The sequence below is a fragment of the Nitrospirillum amazonense genome (genome assembly GCF_029594735.1).
In the GTDB taxonomy this organism is placed as follows: Bacteria; Pseudomonadota; Alphaproteobacteria; order Azospirillales; family Azospirillaceae; genus Nitrospirillum; species Nitrospirillum amazonense.
The window spans coordinates 509,950-529,395 of sequence record NZ_JARPAF010000002.1 but is presented as its reverse complement, the minus strand read 5'-3'; the positions used below and the strand labels follow the sequence as shown (position 1 = coordinate 529,395).

Below are 19,446 nucleotides of genomic sequence, written 5' to 3'. Positions count from 1 at the left end.
GCCCACCGTTACTTAATCAATTAAACTTATAATTAGCCTATCTTTTGAATTTTCCGCCCTATCCGCTTGCATTAGCGTGCTTTTTTGAGAAAAGCGGAAGATGGGGCCGATGAATCGATTCAGAATCCTGCATCGTGTGGTGCTGGCGTTGCTGGTGCCGTCGCTGGGCCTGCTGCTGGCCGCCGCCCTCATCCTCGCTGAAAAACAGGCGACGGTGTCCCAGATGCGGACGCTGTCACGGTTGACGCAGCTCGCCACGACGGTGGGCGACCTGGTGCATGAAATGCAGCGCGAGCGGGGCGCGTCGGCCGTGTTCCTGGGCAGCAAGGGGGCCCAACTCCAGCGCGAGTTGCCGGAGCAGCGGGCCCGCACCGACCAGCGTCGGCGGGCACTGGAGGCGGCTCTGAAAAGCGATGTCAGCGCCTCGGCCGGCAGCGCGCTGAACCAGATCCTGGCGGACGCCACCCGGCGGCTGGCGCAACTGGACGAGATGCGGCGCAAGATCGATGGCCTGCAAATCCCTGCCGCCGAGTCGAGCGCCTATTTCACCGCGACGATCCTGCGTCAGCTGGACGTCGATATCGAAGTTTCCAAGTCGGTCACGAACCCGGACGTGGCGCAGGCGCTGTCGACCTATGTCAACTTCACCCAGGCGAAGGAGCGCGCGGGAGAAGAGCGGGCGAACGGCGCCCCGGCCTTCGCCGCCGGCAAGTTCGACGTGGTCCAATACCGGCGCTTCCTGAGCACGGTCGCGGAAGAGGCCACGTATTTCCGGCTGTTCGCCGCCAGCGCCTCCCCCGACGACCAAGCCTTCCTGGAACGCACGGTGACCGGCGAGGCGGTCAGCGAGGTCGAGCGGATGCGCAAGGTCGCCGTGGAAACCGCACCCGGCGACACGCTGGGCGGAATCGACGGCGCCTATTGGTTCAAAATGGCGACCGCGCGCATCGACATGATGAAGACGGTCGAGGACCACCTGTCCCACGCTTTGCTGGCACAAGGGGAGCGTGTCCGGGATGATGCCAAGGGCGTGCTATGGACGGCGCTGGCGGCCACGCTGGCGCTGTTCGGCATCACGGGCGTGCTCAGCACCGTTATCGTGCGCGACATCACCCGGCCGGTGGCTGGCATGACCGCCGCCATGAACCGCCTGGCGGGCGGCGACCAGTCCGTCGAGGTGCCCGGTGTCGGCCGCGGGGACGAGATTGGTGACATGGCGGCGGCGGTCCAGGTGTTCAAACACAAGATGACCGAGGCGGAACGGCTGCGCGCCGAGCAGGAGTCGATGAAGCGTCGGGCCGAGGAGGAGAAGCGCGCGGCGATGACCAAGCTGGCCGATGAGTTCGAGGCCAGCGTCAGGGGCGTCGTGGCCACCGTGTCCTCCGCATCGGCGCAGCTGCAGTCCACCGCGCAGTCCATGTCGTCCACGGCCGCCCAGACCAGCCTGCGTTCCACCACCGTGGCGGCGGCGGCCGAGCAGGCGTCGGCCAATGTGCAGACGGTCGCGGCGGCGGCGGCCGAGCTGTCCTCCTCCATCGGGGAGATCAGCCGGCATGTGGCGGAGTCGACCCGCATCGCCAGCCAGGCGGTGACCGATACCGCCCGGACGAACACGCAGGTGCAGGCCCTGGCATCCGCCGCGCAGAAGATCGACGAGGTGGTAAAGCTGATCAACGACATCGCCGGGCAGACCAACCTGCTGGCCCTGAACGCGACCATCGAGGCGGCGCGCGCCGGCGAGGCGGGCAAGGGCTTCGCCGTCGTCGCCTCCGAGGTCAAGCTTCTCGCCACCCAAACCGCCAAAGCGACCGAGGACATTTCGGCCCAGGTCAAGGCCATCCAGCAGGCCACCGCCGATTCGGTGCATGCCATCGACGGTATCACCGGCACGATCACGCGGATCAACGAGATCGCGACCACGGTGGCCTCGGCGGTGGAGGAACAGGGGGCCGCCACCCAGGAAATCGCCCGCAGCGTCCATCAGGCCTCCTCCGGCACGGCGGAGGTCGCAACCAACATCACCGCCGTCACGCAGGCGGCGGGGGAGACGGGGGCCGCCTCCAGCCAAGTCCTGACGGCGGCGGCGGACCTGTCGCGGCAGTCCGACGCGCTGCGCGCGCAGGTTGACGCCTTCATCTCCAGGGTGCGCGCGGCGTAAAGGCATCAGGCCCGGCGGGCGAACGCCCCCATGTCGGCGTCGAAACGGCGGGCCGCCTCAAGGAACGGGGCGTGCCCGACGCCGTCGTACAGATGCACCTGCGCCTGTGGCAGGGTTTCCGCCAGCCAGCCGGCCATGGTGGGCAGGATCACCGGGTCCGCCCGGCCATGGACCACCAAGGCGGGACGGTCGAACGCCGCCAGGGCGGCGCCGTTCATCTGGCGGCGCATCATCGCCCGCCGCGCCGCCAGCGGTACCGACAGGGTATCGGCCACCGCCGCATCCGCCTCATTCCGCTCACCCAGCGCCTCAGCCAGCGCGCGGGCACCGGCCTCTTGTGCTGCCAGGTCGTCGGAGAGAATGGGCGGGAAATGGGCCTTGGCGGCGGGCCCCAGATGAGGGGCGGCCGCCTTGCCCAAGCGCGGGCAGGCCCCGGCGAAAACCGCGCCGGCGATCCCCTCCGTCCCATACGCCGCCACATGGTCGGCCAGCACGGCACCGCCGTAGGACCAGCCCACCAGGATCACATCCGCCAAGCCCAGGGCGTGGCGTACAGCCATGACATCGCCGCCCCAGTGGGGGCCGTCGCCGTAGGCGGCCGGATCCTGCGGCCGGCCGGACCGGCCATGCCCCCGCAGGTCCAGCGCCAGGAGGCGGAACTCCGCCGCCAGGGGACCGTCGAACTGGGCGCGGAAGGCGCGATGGCTCTGGCCGAAACCATGCAGGAACAGGATGGGCCTGCCCCCGGGCACGCCGCCCTCCGCCACCGCCAGAAGGGTCCCGTCCGCCGCCGTCACCTGATGCAGGATCATGGCCCTTGCCTCCCAGATCTTATGTTCCCCACCCGCGATAGCGGCGTCTGACCCCGCACGCAACCCCGCCCCGCGCATTTTTCCCGAGTCCCCCCTTTGACTCGGGGGCCGATCTGCCCCATCTATCGCCGCCATGGGCGTGGAAAATCACATGAAGGAATTCGCCCCGCCGCCTCCTCGGGCGGACGGGCGGGTGAACCTGGTCGGCCTCTCGCGGGACGATCTGGAGGCTGAGGTCGCGAAGGCCGGGCTGGAGCGCTTCCGCGCGCGCCAGCTGTGGCACTGGATCTACCATCGCGGCGCCACCGATTTCGCGGTGATGAGCACGCTGGCCAAGCCGGTGCGCGAGAAACTGGCCGACCTTTACGTCATCGACCGGCCCACGGCCGTGAAGGACCTGAAGAGCGAGGACGGCACGCGCAAGTGGCTGGCCCGCATGCCCGACGGCCAGGAGATCGAGACCGTCCACATCCCCGAGGAAGACCGCGGCACGCTCTGCGTCTCCTCCCAGGTGGGCTGCACCCTGACCTGCCGCTTCTGCCACACCGGCACCCAGCGCCTGGTGCGCAACCTGGACGCCACCGAGATCGTGGGCCAGGTCATGCTGGCGCGCGACCACCTGGACGAATGGCCGGCCCCGCCCGACGGGCGCATGCTGAGCAACATCGTCATGATGGGCATGGGCGAGCCGCTGTTCAATTACGCCAACGTCGCCAAGGCGCTGAAGATCGTCATGGATGGCGAGGGCATCGCCATTTCCAAGCGGCGCATCACGCTGTCCACCTCCGGCGTCGTGCCCATGATGCGCCAGTGCGGTGATGAGCTGGGCGTGAACCTGGCCGTCAGCCTGCACGCCGTGAATGATGAGCTGCGCGACCGCATCGTGCCGCTGAACCGCAAGTACCCCATCAAGGAACTGATGCAGGCCTGCCGGGACTATCCGGGCCTGAGCAACGCGCGCCGCATCACCTTCGAATACGTCATGCTGAAGGGCGTGAACGACAGCCTGGCCGACGCGCGCGAGCTGGTGCGCCTGCTGCGCGGCATCCCGGCCAAGATCAACCTGATCCCCTTCAACTATTGGCCGGGCGCGCCCTTCGAGTGCTCGACCGATGAGCAGATCACCAAGTTCGCGGACTTCGTAAACAACGCCGGCTATGCCTCGCCCGTGCGCACCCCGCGCGGCCGCGACATTCTGGCCGCCTGCGGCCAGCTGAAGAGCGAGAGCACCAAGCCCACCGCCCAGGCCCGCATCGCGGCCCTGGAGGCGCACAAGGCCCTGCAGGCCGAGTACGCCGCCCAGGTGGCGGAAAAGGAAGCAGGTTTGGCGGCCACGGGGACTCTTTAAAGGTTCCCTCAAACGCCGGGCGCGGCCATCCGGCCGCTGGGCTCATCCTCCCTTTTCAGTCCGCTGCCGCTTCCCGAAAAGGTCCGGCGACCGCAGTCGCGGTCTACAGCGGCATGAGGACTCATGCCGCTGGTGCGCTTTCCATCCCAGCCCCTGAGCCATCTCAAGGCGGGGGAAACCCCACCCTGTAATCCCTGCGGCGCTTTGGCTATCATCCGTCGGACAAGGACAAAGGGACGCGCGCTTTGGATCTCGGTACCGATCTCGTCAACAGCCTGATAATCCACCTCGGCGTCACGGCCCTGCTGCTGTGGCCGGCCCATCGGCTGGTGGTGCGCGCCGGCCTGCCCCGCCGCTGGCCCCTGTGGCTGGCCCTGCCGCTGCTGGGCCCCGTCATCTTCCTGGTGCTGCTGGCCAGGACACCCTGGCCCGTCCTGCCTGCCCGCCAACCCAAGATGCACCCGCGCGAACGCCTGAAGCGCGAGCGGGCGGCCGCCCAGGCCGCCGCGTCGGAGTAAGCGCCCATGCTGCCCCTGGCCTACGCCCCCGCCCTCGGCCTGCTGCTGCCCAACTGGGCCGCCCTGCTGATTGTCGTCATCCTGGCCACCGTCGCCGTCTGCGCCGCCGGCCTGGTGCTGGCCAAGGTGGGCCGCAACCCCTATTGGGCGCTGCTGCTGTACTTCCCCGTCCTGGGCATCCCCGCCCTGTGGTACCTGGCCTATACCCGCTGGCCCCGGCAGAGGGGAAACGGCTAAGCCCCCACGCCCATGAAGGCTGGGGATGCGGTCGCGGCAGGCGCACTAATCTTGCCAGGCGGGCGGCCGGGGGATAACGTCCGGACGCATTCCACCCTGACCTTTAGCGGGCGTACAGTCATGAGCGTCAAGAAAGTTGTCCTCGCCTACTCCGGCGGCCTCGACACCTCCGTCATCCTGAAATACCTGCAGGAGACGTATAAGTGCGAGATCGTGACCTTCACCGCCGACCTGGGCCAGGGTGAAGAGCTGGAGCCCGCCCGCAAGAAGGCCGAGCTGCTGGGCGTGAAGCCCGAGAATATCTACATCGACGACCTGCGTGACGAGTTCGTGCGCGACTTCGTGTTCCCCATGTTCCGGGCCAACACGCTGTATGAGGGCGTCTACCTGCTGGGCACTTCCATCGCCCGCCCGCTGATCGCCAAGCGCCAGATCGAGATCGCCAAGGCCGTCGGCGCCGACGCCGTGGCCCACGGCGCCACCGGCAAGGGCAACGACCAGGTGCGGTTCGAGCTGGGCTATTACGCCCTGAAGCCGGACATCAAGGTCATCGCCCCCTGGCGCGAATGGACCCTGAACAGCCGCACCGCCCTGCTGGAGTTCGCCGAGAAGCACCAGATCCCCATCGCCAAGGACAAGCGCGGCGAGGCGCCGTACAGCACGGACGCCAACCTGCTGCACATCTCCTACGAGGGCAAGGCGCTGGAGAACCCGTGGGAAGAGCCTGACGAGGACATGTACACCCGCACCGTCGCCCCGGAAAAGGCGCCGGACACCCCGACGTACGTTGAGATCGAGTTCGAGGGCGGCGACCCGGTGGCCGTGGACGGCCAGAAGCTGGGCCCGGCGGCCCTGCTGACCCGCCTGAACGAGCTGGCCGGCGCCAACGGCATCGGCCGCCTGGACCTGGTGGAGAACCGCTATGTCGGCATGAAGAGCCGCGGCGTGTACGAGACCCCCGGCGGCACCCTGCTGTCGGTGGCCCACCGCGCCATCGAGAGCCTGACGCTGGACCGCGGCGCCATGCACCTGAAGGACGAGATCATGCCGCGCTATGCCGAGCTGATCTACAACGGCTTCTGGTTCAGCCCGGAGCGCGAGGCCCTGCAGGCCCTGATCGACCAGACGCAGAAGCGCGTCACCGGCGTCGTGCGCCTGAAGCTGTACAAGGGCTCCGCCCGCGTGGTCGGCCGCCAGAGCCCGAACTCGCTGTACCGCCTGGACTACGTCACCTTCGAAGCCGACAGCGTCTACAACCAGAAGGACGCCGAAGGCTTCATCAAGCTGAACGCCCTGCGCCTGCGCCTGGGCGCCATGGCCGGCAAGCAGTAAGCCCTACCGCTCCAAGGAAGCCCCGTTCGGGAAACCGGGCGGGGCTTTTTTGTTGGGCGCTGTCCGAGCGTCTGGCATCAGCATATCCTTCTCATCCCCTGAGCCAGACATAAGAGGCTTTCCGTCATGACGGATCGGACCCTGTCGCCATCGGACATAACCCCGGTGTCCCCACCCGGGCCGCACAGCGCGGATGACCAGCCAACGGACGCCCCTGTCCGAAACGCCTACGCTTATGCCATGGCGGCCCTTCCTCCGATTGCCGCACTGATCGAGTACGCCCTTCTCCAGATTCACAGCGCACCGCGCCATGATGCCGAGATGGTCGGCAGCGTTATTGCGGGCATCGCGTATTTGGTAATGGCTGGACTGGACAGGGGAGCCATCCGTCCAGCGTTAAACCGGTTGGGCCGGGACTTCTCTTTCTTCTGGGTGCTTTTCATACCCGCCTATCTGTGGCAGCGAACTACCTGCCTGAACCAGTCGCGCCGGATATTCTGGATCTGGTGGCTTGGTTTCGGCATCAGCGTGGTACTGGACGCACTGCTGAATAATAGCTAAGGGCCGCGATTGGCCTCTAATCCCTGGCCGACGCGCGCACCACCGCCAGCAGTGCCTCCGCCTCCCCCGCCACCTCCACCACCTTGTTGCGGTCGGTCAGGCCGGCGACGATGGTGAGGCTGGATTTGGGGACGCGCCAGGTCTTGGACAGCAGCTTCAGCACGGCCTCGTTGGCCTTGCCGTCCTCAGGCACGGTCGTGACGGCCACCTTCAGCAGCTGGCGGCCCTCCGGCCCCTCCATGAGGCCCTGGATGGCGGTGCGGGAGGCGCGGGGGGTGACGCGCAAGTACACGCGCACCCCGCCGGGGATCACCTCGGCGGCCGGTTTTCCCTCGGCCACCGCTTCAGCGGAACATCAGGGAACTGAACATGTAGTTCTGGATCAGCCGTTCCAGCGCCCAGATGATCAGCATCAGCACGATGAAGGAGATGTCCACGCCACCCAGGTTGGGCACGACGTTGCGGATCGGACGCAGCAGCGGTTCCGTCAGGCGGTAGGTGATGTCCATCAGGGTGGCGACGAAGCGGTTGCGGGTGTTGATCACCCCGAAGAACACCAGCCAGCTCAGGATGGCGCTGATCATCAGCACCCACCAAGCCAGGTTCAGAACCACGAGCAGCAGTTCCAGGATGGTGCGGATCAAAGGATCCATAGCAGGTCCGTCCCCAATGGTTTCAACGGCATGGGCGCCACCCTACGGGCGGGGCGCCCCCTTGTCCAGCGCGGGCCCGCACTGGACAGGGGCGCCAACGCCGAAGCGGCCCCACCACCGGAAGCACCCCGGCCCCCGCATGCCCCGCATTCCGTTCTTTTCGCGGAATGGCCGCTTGACATGCCCGGTCGCCCTGAGCATTATCCCGCCCACTTCAGGCGCCCGGGACTATGCCCGCCGCCGGATTTGAGTGTGGGGCCGTAGCTCAGCTGGGAGAGCGACGCGTTCGCAATGCGTAGGTCGGGAGTTCGATCCTCCTCGGCTCCACCAAATCCTCCCTTCCAAGACAATGATGACGCGATATGGGACGGACCGGTTGGTACCGGCCATTTGCCGCGCCTTGAAGCATCCCAAAGGGAAGCGGCGCGGAAGTGCCCCTTCCGCGCCGCGCCCCTCACCACCCATTGATCAGGATCAGAGGGCGAAGCTGTAGTAGGCCACCAGGTTGTTGGCGCCCGGGTTGACCGTACGGGTGCGCGGGGTGCCGGGGATGGTGACGGTCTTGCCCAGCTCTGCGTTGGAGATGTGGCTGAGGGCGATGGAGAAGCGGTCGCCGTTGGTGAAGCGGTAGCCGGTCTCGATCTGGGTGCGGAATTCCAAGGGGTAGCCCATGTCCTTGCCATCGCCATGGGCGTAATAGCCGGCGGCGGCGCTGGGCGTGATGAAGAAGGGCCCCCAGGTGAAGTCGGCCTGCAGGCCGCCATAGCCGTAGAAGCTGCCCTTGAAGGTCTGAATCACGCCCACCAGAGGCTTGATGGCGAACCAGTCGTCCACCTTCACCAGCGACCAGCCGAAGCGGTATTCGGCGGTGACGAACTGGGTGCGGTCGTGGGGGGTATCCGCGTCCACCTGGAAAAAGGCGGGCGGATCGATCCACGACTGGTCATAGATGCCGACGCCCAGGGCCAGCAGGTCGGGATCCCGGTCGGCGGCCAGGGCCGGGGCGGCGATGCCCGCCAAGGCGCCGGTCAACAAGGACGTTGCCAACAGGGAAGTGGCGGCGCGCAAACCACGGCCGCGCAGGGCCTTGCGATGGGTCTTCGTCATGATCCTGCTTGGGAGAGTAAAGGCGGAGGGGTTTCCGCCTTTATGCAGAGCAATCCCGCGCCAACTCAAGGGGAAATGGACAACATTGTCCAAGGTGCGACGGCATAGACCTGACGCCCCGCGTTCCTATTACCTTTTTACCGGGGTCAGCCGCCGCTCCGCCAGCTGGACGCCCCGGGTGATGAGGAAGCTCATCCCCAGATATACGGCGCCGGCCAGGCAGAAGACCTCAATGGGCTGGAAGGTGCGGGCCGCGACAGCCTTGGCCACGCCGGTCAGTTCCATCAGGGTGATGGTGCTGGCAAGCGCGCTGCCCTGCAGCATCAGGATGATCTCATTGCCATAGGCTGGCAGCGCCAGGCGGAAGGCCTGGGGCAGGATGATGCGGCGGAACAGCAGGCCGCCGCCCATGCCGCAGGCGCGCGCCGCCTCCACCTGGCCATGGGGCACGGCCTCGATGCCGCCGCGCATGATCTCCGCCGTGTAGGCGCCGGTGTTCAGCACGAAGGCGATGATGGCGCACCAGTACGGTTCCCGCAGCAGGGGCCACAGCACGCTCTGGCGCACGGCGTCGAACTGGCCCAGGCCGTAATAGATCAGGAAGATCTGCACCAGCAGGGGCGTGGAGCGGAAGACGTAGATGTAGCCGCGCGCCACCCACGACAGCGGCGCCAGGTGCGACAGCCGCATCACGGCGACCAGCGTGGCCAGCACTAGCCCCACCAGCAGCGACAGGGCCACCAGCTGCACCGTCAGCCAGGTGCCGGTGACGAACTGAGGCAGGGCCGCCATCAGGGCGGTGACGAGGGGGGAGTTCATCGGGCGGCCCTCCGCACGCCACGCCCGGCCCAGCCCTCCGCCCGGGCGAACAGGCGGCCGGACAAGCCGGCCAAGGCCAGATACAGCAAGCCGGCGGTGGTGAAGAACAGGAAGGGCTGGCGGGTGGCGCCCTGGGCCAGATAGGCCACGCGCATCAGCTCCACCAGCGCCACCACGGAAACCAGCGAGGTGTCCTTCAGGGTCAGCTGCCAGACGTTGCCCAGGCCAGGCAAGGCATAGCGCAAGGTCTGGGGCAGCATGACGCGGCGGAAGGTCAGCCAGCGGTTCATGCCCAAGGCCTTGGCGGCCTCGACCTGACCATGGGGCACCGCCAGGGCGCCACCGCGCAGCACCTCGGCGGAATAGGCGCCGGACACCGTCCCCACCGCCAGGATGCCCACGGGCAGGGCCGACAGTTCCACCGGCCCGTTGAAGCCAAGCAGGCTGACGACCCAAGTGGCCGCGCTGTTGCCGCCGAAGAACAGCAGGTAGATGACCAGCAATGAGGGCACACCGCGCACAATGGTGGTGTAGACATCCGCCGCGACCCGGCCGCCCCGATGGCCGGACAGCTTCAAGGCCGCCGCCGCGCCGCCCAGGGCCAGGCCCCACAGATAGGCCGACACCGCCACCAGCAGGGTCATCCCCATGCCCTGCAGCAGCTGCAAGCCCCAGCCCCGGCCCCCAAAGCCCAATAGGTCTATCATTACCGTGCCAATTCCTCAGACGCCGGCGGGGCATCCGCCCCTTGGCTTGTCCTCGATTTCCAGTCCACTGCGTTCCCCGGAAATCTCCGGCGGCCCCGGTCGGGGCCTAGTCGCTACGCTTGCCTCTCATGCCTCAGACGCCGGCGGGGCATCCGCCCCTTGGCTTGTCCTCGATTTCCAGTCCACTGCGTTTCCCGGAAATCTCCGGCGGCCGCAGTCGCGGCCTAGTCGCTACGCTTGCCTCTCATGCCTCAGACGCCGGCGGGGCATCCGCCCCTTGGCTTGTCCTCGATTTCCAGTCCACTGCGTTCCCCGGAAATCCCGGCGGCCCCGGTCGGGGCCTAGTCGCTACCAGCGGCCCGCTAAGGCCCTAGGCCGCGACCGCGGCCGCCGGAGCGAGTACCGAAGGGCGCAGCGAGGATAGCCAAGGGGCGGATGCCCCGCCGGCGCCTGAGGCAACCCAAGACTCGGCGCTTGAGGGAAAAATCACTTCGCCGATGCGTCGAAGTGGAACCACTGTTCTGCCAGCTTCTTCATGGTGCCGTCTTCCTTGGCGGCGGTGATGGCGTTGTTCAGGGCGTCCAGCAGGCGGCCGTCGCCCTTGCGCAGGGCGGCGGCGATGCCGGGGCCCAGCAGGCCGCCGGTGATGCCGGGGCCGAAGGTGGCGGCGTTCTGGCCGTCGGTGCCCTCGAGGAAAGGCTGCCAGCCGGTCATGTCGGCCAGGCCGGCGTCGACACGGCCGGTCGCCAGGTCCAGCGACAGGTTCTGCAGCGTGTCGTAGCGGCGGACGGTGACGGTGTCGCCCAGGTAGGTGTCCAGGAAGTTGGCATGGATGGTGGCCACCTGCACGCCCACGGTCTTGCCCTTCAGCGCCGCCTTCAACTTGTCCATGGCCTGGGTGGAGGCCTCGTCCATGTTGGAGATGTCCAGCCGCTGCAGGCCGAAGTCGATCTTGGTCAGGGGGCTGTCCTTGGGGGCCACGAAATAGGCCGGGGTCACCACGTAGGGAACGGTGAAGTCCACGGCCTGCCGGCGGTCTTCCGTCACGGACATGCCGGCCAGGATGACGTCATACTTGCCAGCCTGCAGGCCGGGGATGATGCCGTCCCACGCCTGGGCGGCGATCTCGCACTTCACGCCCAGGCGCCGGCACAAATCCTTGGCCAGGTCGATCTCGAACCCCTTCAGCGTGCCGTCGGGCTCCGCCACGTTGAAGGGCGGGTAGGCCCCCTCCGTCGCCACACGCAGGGGATTGGGCACCCCCTGGTCGGTCACGGTGGGCGCGCCGGTGCCGGACGGCGTGCGGTGCGTCGCCAGGTACGCAGCCCCGGCGACCACCGCCACCGCGATCAGGCCCAAGACCAGCTTCTTCATGAAACCCCCTACGAAACCAATGACGGGACGGTCCGCATCAACACCCGGTGTCCGATCGGCCGCCGCTCTTTGTTGTCCAGTATGCCTTAAGCGGGCCGGGCCAGGAATTGCCGGCAGCGGTCGCTGCGGGGGTTGCCGAACACCTCGTCGGGCGTCCCCTCTTCCTCCACCCGGCCCTGGTGCAGAAACAGGACGTGGGAGGAGACGTCGCGGGCGAAGGCCATCTCATGCGTCACGATCAGCATGGTGGCGCCCTCGTCCGCCAATTGGCGGATGACGCGCAGCACCTCGCCCACCAGCTCGGGATCCAGCGCCGAGGTCGGCTCATCGAACAGCATGACGCGGGGCTGCATCGCCAGCATGCGGGCGATGGCGGCGCGCTGCTGCTGCCCGCCCGACAACTGGCTGGGATAATAATCCTGCCGCTGGCCCAGGCCCACCTTGTCCAGCAGGGCCTTGGCCCGGTCCATCGCCTCGGCCCGGGGGACGCCCAGGACATGCACCGGCGCCTCGATCACGTTCTCCAGCACCGTCATGTGGGTCCACAGGTTGAAGCCCTGGAACACCATGCCGAGGCGCTGGCGGATGCGGTCCACCTGTTTGCGGTCAGCCGGCACCGCCGCGCCGCGGCGGTCGCGCCCCATGCGGATCAGTTCGCCATTCACCCAGACCTGGCCCTCATCCGGGGTCTCCAGCAGGTTGATGCAGCGCAGCAGCGTGCTCTTGCCCGAGCCGGAGGATCCGATGAGGGAGATGACGTCGCCGTCCCGCGCCGTCAGGGAGACGCCCTTCAGCACCTCCGTCTCGCCGAAGCGCTTGTGCAAGTCCCGCACAAGAATGGCGGTGTTGGCTTGGTCGGCCACGGCGACAGCCGGCGATTGCGTCATAGGACCCCGAAATTCGTCCGGACCCATCCGGACCAGAAAGCGCACCCGGCCGGCGCGGCGATGGGGGCCGCGCGCCAGCCGGTGACCGTGAATGACCGTGGGACGTTTCCTTGGAAGAAAACCCCGAAGCCGGCAAAACTACCGTGCGCCGCCCGGGACGGAAAGAGGTTTCCTGTCACGGCCCAAAGCGGGGACTGCAGGCCTTGACGGCACCCAGGGCCGATGCAGCCCCCGCCAAACGTGGTAGTGTGGCCTGGCACCCCGACGCCCGGCGGCGATGGGGCGCCGTCGTTCATCATCCGGAACCGTCCAGCGCCCATGAGCACAGGCATCCAGCCCGCGGCCAACCGCAGCACGCACTTCCTGTTCGACCACAAGGTCTTCACGGTCGACGGTTGCCGCTTCATCCTGTCCAAGACGAACGATGAGCCGGTGATGTGCATGAAGCTGGGCAAGCTGGACGTCGAGGTGCCCATCGAGAAGATCTGCACCGAGTTCGGCATCCAGCCCAAATCCTTCGACGGCCAGCTGCTGACCATGGCGGCCAAGGGCCTGCGCTATGTGCGCGAAATCCGCCCCGGTGACACCATTCCCAACGAGCTGATCGACGGCACCGCCAGCTGGCGGGTGGACGAGCGGCATTACAATGTGGCCAAGGGCCGCCTGACGGTGCAGCTGGTCACCTGGCTGACGGGCGGCGAGACCGTGGTGTCCAGTCCCGAGCAGCTGGAACAAGTGGTGGAAGACCCCGGGACCAAGGCCCGCGTCCACGAGGCCTTCCGCATGATCGCCAACCGGCTGTCGCTGGCCGGCGATCCGGAGGAGGAGATCGGCCTGCACATCGACATGCTGGCCAAGGAGCTGTCCTATATCGAGGCACTGCGCGAGCGGTCCCTGGCCCTGCACAAGGTCCGCCAGGGGCTGGAGACGGCCCACCGCATCTACAAGGCCGAGCGCATGGTCAAGGAAGAGATCGTGCGCATGCAGACCTTGTCGCTGCCGCCTATCGCCGACCTGGAATCCCGATTCGCCCAGGTGGACGCCCAGACGGGTGAGATCCTGGCCATGCTGCGCAAGTTCGACCAGAACATCAGTTACATCCGGGAGATGCGCGACGATTTGCACCAGTCGCTGCTGCCCTGGGACGAGGTGCTGGATGGCTGGCTGACCGTGACGGTGGAGAAAAGCCCGGAACTGGAGGCCCTCATGAAGCGGACCTACCACTTCCTGGCCAAGCGTTACAGCCAGGCCACCCAGTGGCGCTTGGCGACGCGGCCCGCGCCTAAGTAAGGCCCCCTCAGACGCCGGCCGCCGGCATCCGCCGGCTTGGCTTGTCCTCGCGTTTCAGTCCGCTGCGCTCCCCAAAACGCTCCGGCGGCCCCGGTCGGGGCCTAGAGCGGAACAGGTTAAGAGCAAGATGCGATCATGACTGATCGCATGCGATCATGACTGATCGCATCTTGCTCTAGGCTGGCGTTGCCAGCCCCTGTCTTCCCGGTTTGTAAGGGGTCAGCCGCCGCAGTTGCAGCTGTCGGAGCCGCAGGGGCCCGGCGCCTTGCCGGCCGCCAGCTGGCGGCGGCGGAGGACGCGGCGGATGGTGGGTCGCAGGACCCAGGCCAGCGCGGCCACCACGATTACCCCCACGATCGCTTGCTGAATCATGGTGTCCTCCTTACGCCCACCCCAGGCTGGCGGCGATGTGGTAGGTCGCGAACGAGGCCAGGTAGGCCAGGGTCAGCATGTAGCCGAACATGATGAGCGGCCATTTCAGGGAGTTGGTCTCGCGCCGTACCACGCCTAGGGTGGAGGCGCACTGGGGCGCGAAGACATACCAGGCCAGCAGCGACAAGGCCGTGGCCAGCGACCAGCTATGGCCCAGCGTATCCATCAGCGCCGTCACGTTCTCCTCGCCCCCACCCACGGCGTAGACGGTACCCAGGGCCGCCACCGCCACCTCGCGCGCGGCCATGCCGGGAATGAGCGCCACGGTGATCTGCCAGTTGAAGCCGATGGGGGCCACCAGCGGCTGCAGCCAATGCCCGACCATGCCGGCGATGGAATAGTCGATGGCGGGATCGGTCGCCCCCGCCGGCGCACCAGGGAAGGAGCTGAGGAACCAGATCAGGATCATGATGCTGAGGATGGTGGTGCCGGCCCGCTGCAGGAAGGCCTTGGCCCGCGTCCAGACGCCCATCACCAGGTTCTTCGCGTCCGGCACCTTGTAGGCCGGCAGTTCCATCAGGAAGGGTTCCACCGTGCCGCGCCACACCAGGCGCCGCATGACGAAGGCGACCAGCAAGGCACTCAGGATGCCGGCAGCATAAAGCCCGAACATCACCAGCCCCTGCAGGGCAAACACACCGCCCACCGTGCGGTCCGGCACAAAGGCGGAGATGATCAGGGTGTAGACCGGGATGCGGGCGGAACAGGTCATCAGTGGCGCCACCATGATGGTCGCCAGCCGGTCGCGCCGGTTGTCGATGACGCGGGTTGCCATGATGCCGGGAATGGCGCAGGCGAAGCTGGACAGCAGTGGGATGAAGGCGCGGCCGTGCAGGCCCGCCCCGCCCATGATCTTGTCCATCAGGAAGGCCGCCCGCGGCATGTAGCCGAAATCTTCCAGCAGGATGATGAAGGTGAACAGGATGACGATCTGCGGCAGGAAGACGACGATGCTGCCCACGCCGGCGATGACGCCGTCGGTGATCAGGCTGCGCAGGATGCCATCGGGCATGGCGCCGTTGATCCAGGCGGCCAGGGCGTCGAACCCGGCCTTGATGCCGTCCATCGCCGGCTGCGCCCAGGTGAATACCGCCTGGAACATGAAGAACAGCACGGTCAGCAGGATCAGCAGCCCCGCCACCGGGTTCAGCAGCACGGTGTCCAGCCGGGTGGTCCAGGTGTCGGGCTTCGTGGGCGGACGCACCGCCAGCTTGATGATGCGGTCGGCCTCGCGGTGGGTGGCGCGCACCTCTTCCGCCGAAGGCTCGTGCCAGGTGTTGGCGCCGGCGGTGGCGGCATCCGCCAGCTCCACCGCCGCGGTGTCGATGTGCTTCAGCAGGTCGACCGTGCCGGCCTTGCGTACCGCGACGGTGGGCACCACCGGCACCCCCAGTTCGGCCGACAGGCGGGCGATGTCGATCTCGATGCCGCGATGCCGGGCGATGTCGAACATGTTGAGGGCCAGCAGCAGCGGCCGCCCCACCTGCTTCAGCTCCAGCACCAGGCGCAGCACCAGACGCAGGTTGGTGGCGTCGGCCACGCAGACCAGCAGGTCGGGCTCCGCCTCGCCCTTGAAGCGGCCCAGCACAACGTCGCGCGTCACCTCCTCATCCGGGCTGCGGGCGCGCAAGGAATAGGTGCCGGGCAGGTCCAGGACCTGGATGCGCCGGCCCTCGGGCGTGGTGAAGCTGCCTTCCTTGCGCTCCACCGTCACGCCGGCGTAGTTCGCCACCTTCTGCCGGCTGCCGGTCAGGGCGTTGAACAGCGCGGTCTTGCCGCAATTGGGGTTGCCCACCAGGGCGATGCGGGGGGCCGTCTGCAGGACGGGGGCGATGGCGTTCATGACCGGCGGTCTTTGGCGATGGCATCTGCGGCGAGGGCATCTGCGGCGATGGCGCGTGGGGCGGCGCCCGACGCGGCCGGCTGTTGCCAGGCGGTAATCAGGATGGCCTCGGCCTCGCGGCGGCGCAGGGCCACGCGCATGTCGTCCACCTTCACAGCGATGGGATCGCGGCCGAACAGGCCCTCATGCAGGATTTCCACCCTGGCCCCCTCGACGAAGCCGATCTCCAGCAGCCGGCGCTCCAGCTCATCCGGGTCCAGGCTGTCGTGCAGGGCACCGTCCAGGCCCACGCGGATCACCCGGCCCACCTCCCCCTTCGCGGCCCGGCTCAGGGGGCGGGCGTCGGCGGGAAGGGCGTCCGGACCGGGGGCGGGCGCGTCCGAAACGGCGGGGCGGGAGGAGAGATGCATCCGAATACGCCTCAGGCCCCGTCGCCGGAGCCCGTCGAAAGAGGGCTGTCCCGGGAACCGGCCCGGGGCGTCCCGGAAATTAATAGTTATTCTCACGCCTCTGTACAAGGGACGCGCGCCAAGCCGCCGCATGCGGCGGGGGCTAGCGCCTCAGGCACCCGTCCAGCCCATCGCGGCCGACGATGGCGGCGCGCTGTTCCAGCACGCCGATGCGCCGGGCGACGTAAGGGCCGGGATGCCGCGCGTTCCACTTGCGCGGGCTGGGCAGCACGGCGGCCAGCGCCGCCGCCTGCGCAGGCGACAGGGCCGACGCCGTCACACCGAAGTAGGAGCGCGCCGCCGCCTCCGCTCCATAAAGGCCGTCGCCCCATTCCACGATGTTCAGATACATCTCCATGATACGGCGCTTGCCCCAGATCAGCTCGATCAGCTCGGTGAAGCCGAACTCCACACCCTTGCGCAGCCAGGTGCGGCCGGGCCACAGGAAGGCGTTCTTGGCCGTCTGCTGGCTGATGGTGCTGGCGCCGCGCAGCTTGTGGCCTTCCTCATCCTCGTCCATGGCGGCGTCCACCGCCTGCCAGTCCACGCCGTGATGGCTGCAGAAGCGGCTGTCCTCCGCCCCGATGACGGCGCGCTGAAGGGCAGGCGCAATGCGGTCCAGCGGCACGGGCGTCCAGCCCTGGGTGGGCACGCCCTGCATCCGGCGGATGAGCATCAGGGGCGTGCCCGGCGGGTCCATCACAGCATAGAGGCAGACCCAGCCCAGGGTGAGCACCACCCCCGCCAGCAGCACGACTTGCGCCCAGCGGAAGGCCCGCCGTAGCATCGCGCGCCGTTCAGGCCGCCGGCCCGCGCCGGCCTTTATCGAGTTGGCTTTCTCTTGGGGGGATCCGTCCATGGCCTACACGCTGTTCTATTTCCCGGGAAATGCCAACCTGGCGCCGCACATGGCGCTGGAGGAAATCGGCGTCCCCTACGAGCTGGCGCTGCTGGACCGCGCCAATGCCGAGCATAAGGCGGCCCCCTACCTGGCCCGCAACCCCACCGGCCGCATCCCCACCCTGCTGGCCCAGCAGCCGGACGGCACCGAGGAGACAGTGTTCGAGACGGCCGCCATCCTGCTGCACCTGGCGGACAGGCACCCCGAGGCCAAGCTGGCGCCCGCCCCCGGCGCGGCCGGCCGGGGCCGCTTCCTCACCTGGCTGTTCCACCTGACCAACACCATTCAGCCGGAATACCGCGTCTTCTATTATCCCGAGCAGCATGTGACCGACCCCGCCCACATCGCCGACGCCAAGGCTACGGCGGAGCGGCGCCTGTGCCAAATGTTCGCCCTGGTCGACCGCGAACTGGCCGCCCGCCCCTACATCGCCGCCGATCACATCACCGTGGCCGACTTCCTGCTGCTCATGCTGGTGCGCTGGGGTCGTAATTTCACCCATCCGCCCCGCGACCTGCCCCAGGTGGGCCGCCTGTGCGCCGAGCTTCTGGCCCGCCCGTCGGTGCAACGCGCCTTCGCGCAGGAAGGGCTGGCGGCGCCGTTCATTTAGGCGGGGGCAGCCGTTCCGCCCAAGCATTGGCCCAAGCATTGGCCCAGGCATTGATGGTGTGCAGCAGGTCCGCCAGATCGGGGTCGATGGTCTCGACCTCGCGGGCCGCTTGGACGCCAATGACGATGTCGGTGAGCCGCGACCGGTCGGCCGCCGGATCGGTCGCGACCCCCAGAAGATAGTCGAGCTGGCGGTGGATCGAGGCGAAGGTGGCGATGTCCGGCCACTGCTCCCGCAGCCGCCGACAGCGGGCAAGGGCGCCCCGTATCAGGTCTGGGATGATCGCCCCTTCACGAAACGTCATCATCGTCACTCAAGCGCACCGGCATCCCATCCGCGTCATGGCTTAAGCCCCTTGCCCATCCGCGTGGCAATGGCCTGCGCGGCCATCAGCGCCGCCGCCAATTCCGGATCGCTCTCAGCGAACTCACGGACGGCGTAATGCCCCATCATGCCTCCAATTTTCCATCGAGCCATTTCTACGGGATTGGACAACAGCCCTCACGCAATTCAATTATTTGCGCTATGAGTTATTCCAGCTTGGGGACAGGAAAAGAAATTGCGACCTTTTTATCATCATCAGTGAATCCTATTTCCGCATTATTATGAGGTGTTGCTTCCGTCTTCCAAACACGAAGTCGACTATCTTGAGTAAGTTTTGCATACAGTCCTGCCGTTATCGGGCCACGCATGTAAACAACCTCCCTTACCTTACTCCATCCCGTGGTAATGTCAGCTACCGCATTTCCATCATTTTTGGCCAATTCAATCACATCATCGATTATGGTTGAGTAGGTCATTTTATTCTCCCAACTGTATTTCACGCACCAAGCGTAGATTGTCGGCGTAGTCGCTGATAAAATATTGGCTTCCACCACCGTCACCTAGACCAGGATTTGCCTTCACTGTACCGAACGGCACTCGCGCATCGTTAATTACCTCGTATTCGCCAACCTTAGGCCGGTATCCAAATTCTGGGTGCTCTTTGACTTGCAGACTCTGGAATAGATCTGTTCTACTTCCTCCGGCATTTTCCAAAGTCTGTATATCTGTGTAATAAGCAGACTGGCCTGGCAGACCACCATATACCTTGTCACCTGCCTTAAGATCCTTCATCTCCCACTCGTCGGCTGCGTATCCCCATTTAACCTGGTCAGCTTTGGCTTCATCAATCGCCAGTCGATCTTGGGCCGATAATTTTGGTGGTTTAGGCACTTCCTTAAGCGGAGGCGATAGTTCCTTCGGCGGTAACGGCGGGTCGGCCGGCGGCGGGGGCGGTTCCTCGACCACCGGGCGCTTGCCGCCCGACACCGGCTTCACCTTGGCGATCAAGGCGATGATTGCGTTGATGGTCAGGATGGTGAGGCCGGCGGCGGTGCGTTTGGCAGCTTCGTCCAAATCGTGCTGG

At 66.9% G+C, this 19,446-nt stretch carries 23 protein-coding genes, 1 tRNA gene and 1 pseudogene; 9 read left to right on the top strand and 16 right to left on the bottom strand.

Features of this window, described 5'->3' with window-relative positions; translation table 11 throughout:
• The first annotated feature begins 109 nt into the window (after nucleotides 1-109).
• Nucleotides 110-2,158 (top strand): methyl-accepting chemotaxis protein, encoded by a 2,049-nt coding sequence (locus P5F91_RS08605; protein WP_186454736.1) that lies wholly within the window; start codon nucleotides 110-112, stop codon nucleotides 2,156-2,158.
• A 5-nt stretch (nucleotides 2,159-2,163) separates the two neighbouring features.
• On the opposite strand, the gene P5F91_RS08600 is transcribed toward P5F91_RS08605, so the two are convergent.
• Nucleotides 2,164-2,970 (bottom strand): alpha/beta fold hydrolase, encoded by an 807-nt coding sequence (locus P5F91_RS08600; protein ID WP_277907009.1) that lies wholly within the window; start codon nucleotides 2,968-2,970, stop codon nucleotides 2,164-2,166.
• Between the two features lie 133 nt (nucleotides 2,971-3,103).
• Here P5F91_RS08600 and rlmN point away from each other — a divergent pair, with 133 nt between their 5' ends.
• The 5 genes from rlmN to P5F91_RS08575 all read left to right on the top strand — a co-directional run bounded on the left by rlmN (nucleotide 3,104) and on the right by P5F91_RS08575 (nucleotide 6,966).
• The gene (gene rlmN / locus P5F91_RS08595) at nucleotides 3,104-4,318 is read left to right on the top strand and encodes a dual-specificity RNA methyltransferase RlmN (protein WP_145610663.1); all 1,215 of its coding nucleotides are present in this window, start codon (nucleotides 3,104-3,106) and stop codon (nucleotides 4,316-4,318) included.
• Between the two features lie 245 nt (nucleotides 4,319-4,563).
• Nucleotides 4,564-4,836, top strand: a complete 273-nt coding sequence (locus P5F91_RS08590) for a hypothetical protein (RefSeq protein ID WP_145610664.1) — start codon at nucleotides 4,564-4,566, stop codon at nucleotides 4,834-4,836.
• A gap of 6 nt (nucleotides 4,837-4,842) precedes the next feature.
• On the top strand, nucleotides 4,843-5,073 hold the full coding sequence (locus tag P5F91_RS08585) for a hypothetical protein (RefSeq protein ID WP_145610665.1): 231 nt from the start codon (nucleotides 4,843-4,845) through the stop codon (nucleotides 5,071-5,073).
• A 120-nt stretch (nucleotides 5,074-5,193) separates the two neighbouring features.
• A complete protein-coding gene (locus P5F91_RS08580; RefSeq protein WP_145610666.1) occupies nucleotides 5,194-6,405 on the top strand; it encodes an argininosuccinate synthase in 1,212 nt (403 codons plus the stop codon).
• A 126-nt stretch (nucleotides 6,406-6,531) separates the two neighbouring features.
• Complete coding sequence (locus tag P5F91_RS08575) at nucleotides 6,532-6,966, top strand: hypothetical protein (protein WP_145610667.1); 435 nt, start codon at nucleotides 6,532-6,534, stop codon at nucleotides 6,964-6,966.
• 16 nt (nucleotides 6,967-6,982) lie between these two features.
• Here P5F91_RS08575 and P5F91_RS08570 read toward each other — a convergent pair whose 3' ends face one another.
• Both P5F91_RS08570 and P5F91_RS08565 read right to left on the bottom strand, forming a co-directional pair.
• The gene (locus P5F91_RS08570; protein ID WP_246134380.1) at nucleotides 6,983-7,306 is read right to left on the bottom strand and encodes a DUF167 domain-containing protein; all 324 of its coding nucleotides are present in this window, start codon (nucleotides 7,304-7,306) and stop codon (nucleotides 6,983-6,985) included.
• Nucleotides 7,307-7,310: 4 nt separating this feature from the next.
• Entirely contained in the window at nucleotides 7,311-7,619 is a 309-nt protein-coding gene (locus P5F91_RS08565; RefSeq protein ID WP_211098507.1) for a YggT family protein, read from the bottom strand.
• A 254-nt stretch (nucleotides 7,620-7,873) separates the two neighbouring features.
• Between P5F91_RS08565 and P5F91_RS08560 the strand changes: the two genes are divergently transcribed.
• Nucleotides 7,874-7,949: transfer RNA gene (locus P5F91_RS08560), tRNA-Ala, on the top strand.
• Between the two features lie 144 nt (nucleotides 7,950-8,093).
• Here P5F91_RS08560 and P5F91_RS08555 read toward each other — a convergent pair.
• The 5 genes from P5F91_RS08555 to P5F91_RS08535 all read right to left on the bottom strand — a co-directional run bounded on the left by P5F91_RS08555 (nucleotide 8,094) and on the right by P5F91_RS08535 (nucleotide 12,513).
• Nucleotides 8,094-8,726, bottom strand: a complete 633-nt coding sequence (locus P5F91_RS08555) for an acyloxyacyl hydrolase (protein WP_145610668.1) — start codon at nucleotides 8,724-8,726, stop codon at nucleotides 8,094-8,096.
• A 129-nt stretch (nucleotides 8,727-8,855) separates the two neighbouring features.
• On the bottom strand, nucleotides 8,856-9,545 hold the full coding sequence (locus P5F91_RS08550; RefSeq protein WP_145610669.1) for an ABC transporter permease: 690 nt from the start codon (nucleotides 9,543-9,545) through the stop codon (nucleotides 8,856-8,858).
• The gene (locus P5F91_RS08545) at nucleotides 9,542-10,252 is read right to left on the bottom strand and encodes an ABC transporter permease (protein WP_277907008.1); all 711 of its coding nucleotides are present in this window, start codon (nucleotides 10,250-10,252) and stop codon (nucleotides 9,542-9,544) included. Before P5F91_RS08545 ends, P5F91_RS08550 begins: the two co-directional genes overlap by 4 nt.
• 486 nt (nucleotides 10,253-10,738) lie before the next feature.
• Nucleotides 10,739-11,626 (bottom strand): transporter substrate-binding domain-containing protein, encoded by an 888-nt coding sequence (locus tag P5F91_RS08540; protein ID WP_145610671.1) that lies wholly within the window; start codon nucleotides 11,624-11,626, stop codon nucleotides 10,739-10,741.
• Between the two features lie 86 nt (nucleotides 11,627-11,712).
• Complete coding sequence (locus P5F91_RS08535) at nucleotides 11,713-12,513, bottom strand: ABC transporter ATP-binding protein (protein ID WP_145610672.1); 801 nt, start codon at nucleotides 12,511-12,513, stop codon at nucleotides 11,713-11,715.
• A gap of 318 nt (nucleotides 12,514-12,831) precedes the next feature.
• On the opposite strand from P5F91_RS08535, the gene P5F91_RS08530 reads away from it, so the two are divergent.
• Nucleotides 12,832-13,803, top strand: coding sequence for a hypothetical protein (locus P5F91_RS08530; RefSeq protein WP_186454737.1), 972 nt, complete (start codon nucleotides 12,832-12,834; stop codon nucleotides 13,801-13,803).
• A gap of 219 nt (nucleotides 13,804-14,022) precedes the next feature.
• Here P5F91_RS08530 and P5F91_RS08525 read toward each other — a convergent pair whose 3' ends face one another.
• The 4 genes from P5F91_RS08525 to mtgA form a co-directional block, all read right to left on the bottom strand.
• A complete protein-coding gene (locus P5F91_RS08525; protein ID WP_186454738.1) occupies nucleotides 14,023-14,175 on the bottom strand; it encodes a hypothetical protein in 153 nt (50 codons plus the stop codon).
• Between the two features lie 10 nt (nucleotides 14,176-14,185).
• Complete coding sequence (gene feoB, locus P5F91_RS08520; protein ID WP_145610674.1) at nucleotides 14,186-16,078, bottom strand: ferrous iron transport protein B; 1,893 nt, start codon at nucleotides 16,076-16,078, stop codon at nucleotides 14,186-14,188.
• Entirely contained in the window at nucleotides 16,075-16,488 is a 414-nt protein-coding gene (locus P5F91_RS08515; RefSeq protein ID WP_145610675.1) for a FeoA family protein, read from the bottom strand. The genes feoB and P5F91_RS08515 overlap by 4 nt, the downstream gene beginning before the upstream one ends.
• A 142-nt stretch (nucleotides 16,489-16,630) precedes the next feature.
• Entirely contained in the window at nucleotides 16,631-17,314 is a 684-nt protein-coding gene (gene mtgA / locus P5F91_RS08510) for a monofunctional biosynthetic peptidoglycan transglycosylase (protein ID WP_145610676.1), read from the bottom strand.
• Nucleotides 17,315-17,384: 70 nt separating this feature from the next.
• Between mtgA and P5F91_RS08505 the strand changes: the two genes are divergently transcribed.
• Entirely contained in the window at nucleotides 17,385-18,038 is a 654-nt protein-coding gene (locus P5F91_RS08505; RefSeq protein WP_145610677.1) for a glutathione S-transferase family protein, read from the top strand.
• Here the strand turns inward: P5F91_RS08505 and P5F91_RS08500 are convergent.
• The 4 genes and pseudogenes from P5F91_RS08500 to P5F91_RS08485 form a co-directional block, all read right to left on the bottom strand.
• Nucleotides 18,031-18,345 (bottom strand): immunity protein Tsi6 family protein, encoded by a 315-nt coding sequence (locus P5F91_RS08500; RefSeq protein WP_277907865.1) that lies wholly within the window; start codon nucleotides 18,343-18,345, stop codon nucleotides 18,031-18,033. The two genes, P5F91_RS08505 and P5F91_RS08500, sit on opposite strands and share 8 nt — an antisense overlap.
• A 32-nt stretch (nucleotides 18,346-18,377) precedes the next feature.
• Complete coding sequence (locus P5F91_RS08495; RefSeq protein ID WP_186454739.1) at nucleotides 18,378-18,491, bottom strand: immunity protein Tsi6 family protein; 114 nt, start codon at nucleotides 18,489-18,491, stop codon at nucleotides 18,378-18,380.
• 77 nt (nucleotides 18,492-18,568) lie between these two features.
• Nucleotides 18,569-18,838: a hypothetical protein gene (locus P5F91_RS08490; protein ID WP_145610679.1), complete on the bottom strand. Its 270-nt coding sequence runs from the start codon at nucleotides 18,836-18,838 to the stop codon at nucleotides 18,569-18,571.
• 1 nt (nucleotide 18,839) lies between these two features.
• Nucleotides 18,840-19,446 (bottom strand): annotated as a pseudogene (locus tag P5F91_RS08485) (hypothetical protein); the annotation flags it as partial.

Coding starts and splice junctions, on each gene's coding strand:
- P5F91_RS08605 (WP_186454736.1), top strand. CDS start 110: ATGAATCGATTCAGAATCCTGCATCGTGTGGTGCTGGCGTTGCTGGTG.
- P5F91_RS08600 (WP_277907009.1), bottom strand. CDS start 2,970: ATGATCCTGCATCAGGTGACGGCGGCGGACGGGACCCTTCTGGCGGTG.
- rlmN (WP_145610663.1), top strand. CDS start 3,104: ATGGGCGTGGAAAATCACATGAAGGAATTCGCCCCGCCGCCTCCTCGG.
- P5F91_RS08585 (WP_145610665.1), top strand. CDS start 4,843: ATGCTGCCCCTGGCCTACGCCCCCGCCCTCGGCCTGCTGCTGCCCAAC.
- P5F91_RS08580 (WP_145610666.1), top strand. CDS start 5,194: ATGAGCGTCAAGAAAGTTGTCCTCGCCTACTCCGGCGGCCTCGACACC.
- P5F91_RS08575 (WP_145610667.1), top strand. CDS start 6,532: ATGACGGATCGGACCCTGTCGCCATCGGACATAACCCCGGTGTCCCCA.
- P5F91_RS08565 (WP_211098507.1), bottom strand. CDS start 7,619: ATGGATCCTTTGATCCGCACCATCCTGGAACTGCTGCTCGTGGTTCTG.
- P5F91_RS08555 (WP_145610668.1), bottom strand. CDS start 8,726: ATGACGAAGACCCATCGCAAGGCCCTGCGCGGCCGTGGTTTGCGCGCC.
- P5F91_RS08550 (WP_145610669.1), bottom strand. CDS start 9,545: ATGAACTCCCCCCTCGTCACCGCCCTGATGGCGGCCCTGCCTCAGTTC.
- P5F91_RS08545 (WP_277907008.1), bottom strand. CDS start 10,252: ATGATAGACCTATTGGGCTTTGGGGGCCGGGGCTGGGGCTTGCAGCTG.
- P5F91_RS08540 (WP_145610671.1), bottom strand. CDS start 11,626: ATGAAGAAGCTGGTCTTGGGCCTGATCGCGGTGGCGGTGGTCGCCGGG.
- P5F91_RS08535 (WP_145610672.1), bottom strand. CDS start 12,513: ATGACGCAATCGCCGGCTGTCGCCGTGGCCGACCAAGCCAACACCGCC.
- P5F91_RS08530 (WP_186454737.1), top strand. CDS start 12,832: ATGAGCACAGGCATCCAGCCCGCGGCCAACCGCAGCACGCACTTCCTG.
- P5F91_RS08525 (WP_186454738.1), bottom strand. CDS start 14,175: ATGATTCAGCAAGCGATCGTGGGGGTAATCGTGGTGGCCGCGCTGGCC.
- feoB (WP_145610674.1), bottom strand. CDS start 16,078: ATGAACGCCATCGCCCCCGTCCTGCAGACGGCCCCCCGCATCGCCCTG.
- P5F91_RS08515 (WP_145610675.1), bottom strand. CDS start 16,488: ATGCATCTCTCCTCCCGCCCCGCCGTTTCGGACGCGCCCGCCCCCGGT.
- mtgA (WP_145610676.1), bottom strand. CDS start 17,314: ATGCTACGGCGGGCCTTCCGCTGGGCGCAAGTCGTGCTGCTGGCGGGG.
- P5F91_RS08505 (WP_145610677.1), top strand. CDS start 17,385: ATGGCCTACACGCTGTTCTATTTCCCGGGAAATGCCAACCTGGCGCCG.
- P5F91_RS08500 (WP_277907865.1), bottom strand. CDS start 18,345: ATGATGACGTTTCGTGAAGGGGCGATCATCCCAGACCTGATACGGGGC.
- P5F91_RS08495 (WP_186454739.1), bottom strand. CDS start 18,491: ATGATGGGGCATTACGCCGTCCGTGAGTTCGCTGAGAGCGATCCGGAA.
- P5F91_RS08490 (WP_145610679.1), bottom strand. CDS start 18,838: ATGACCTACTCAACCATAATCGATGATGTGATTGAATTGGCCAAAAAT.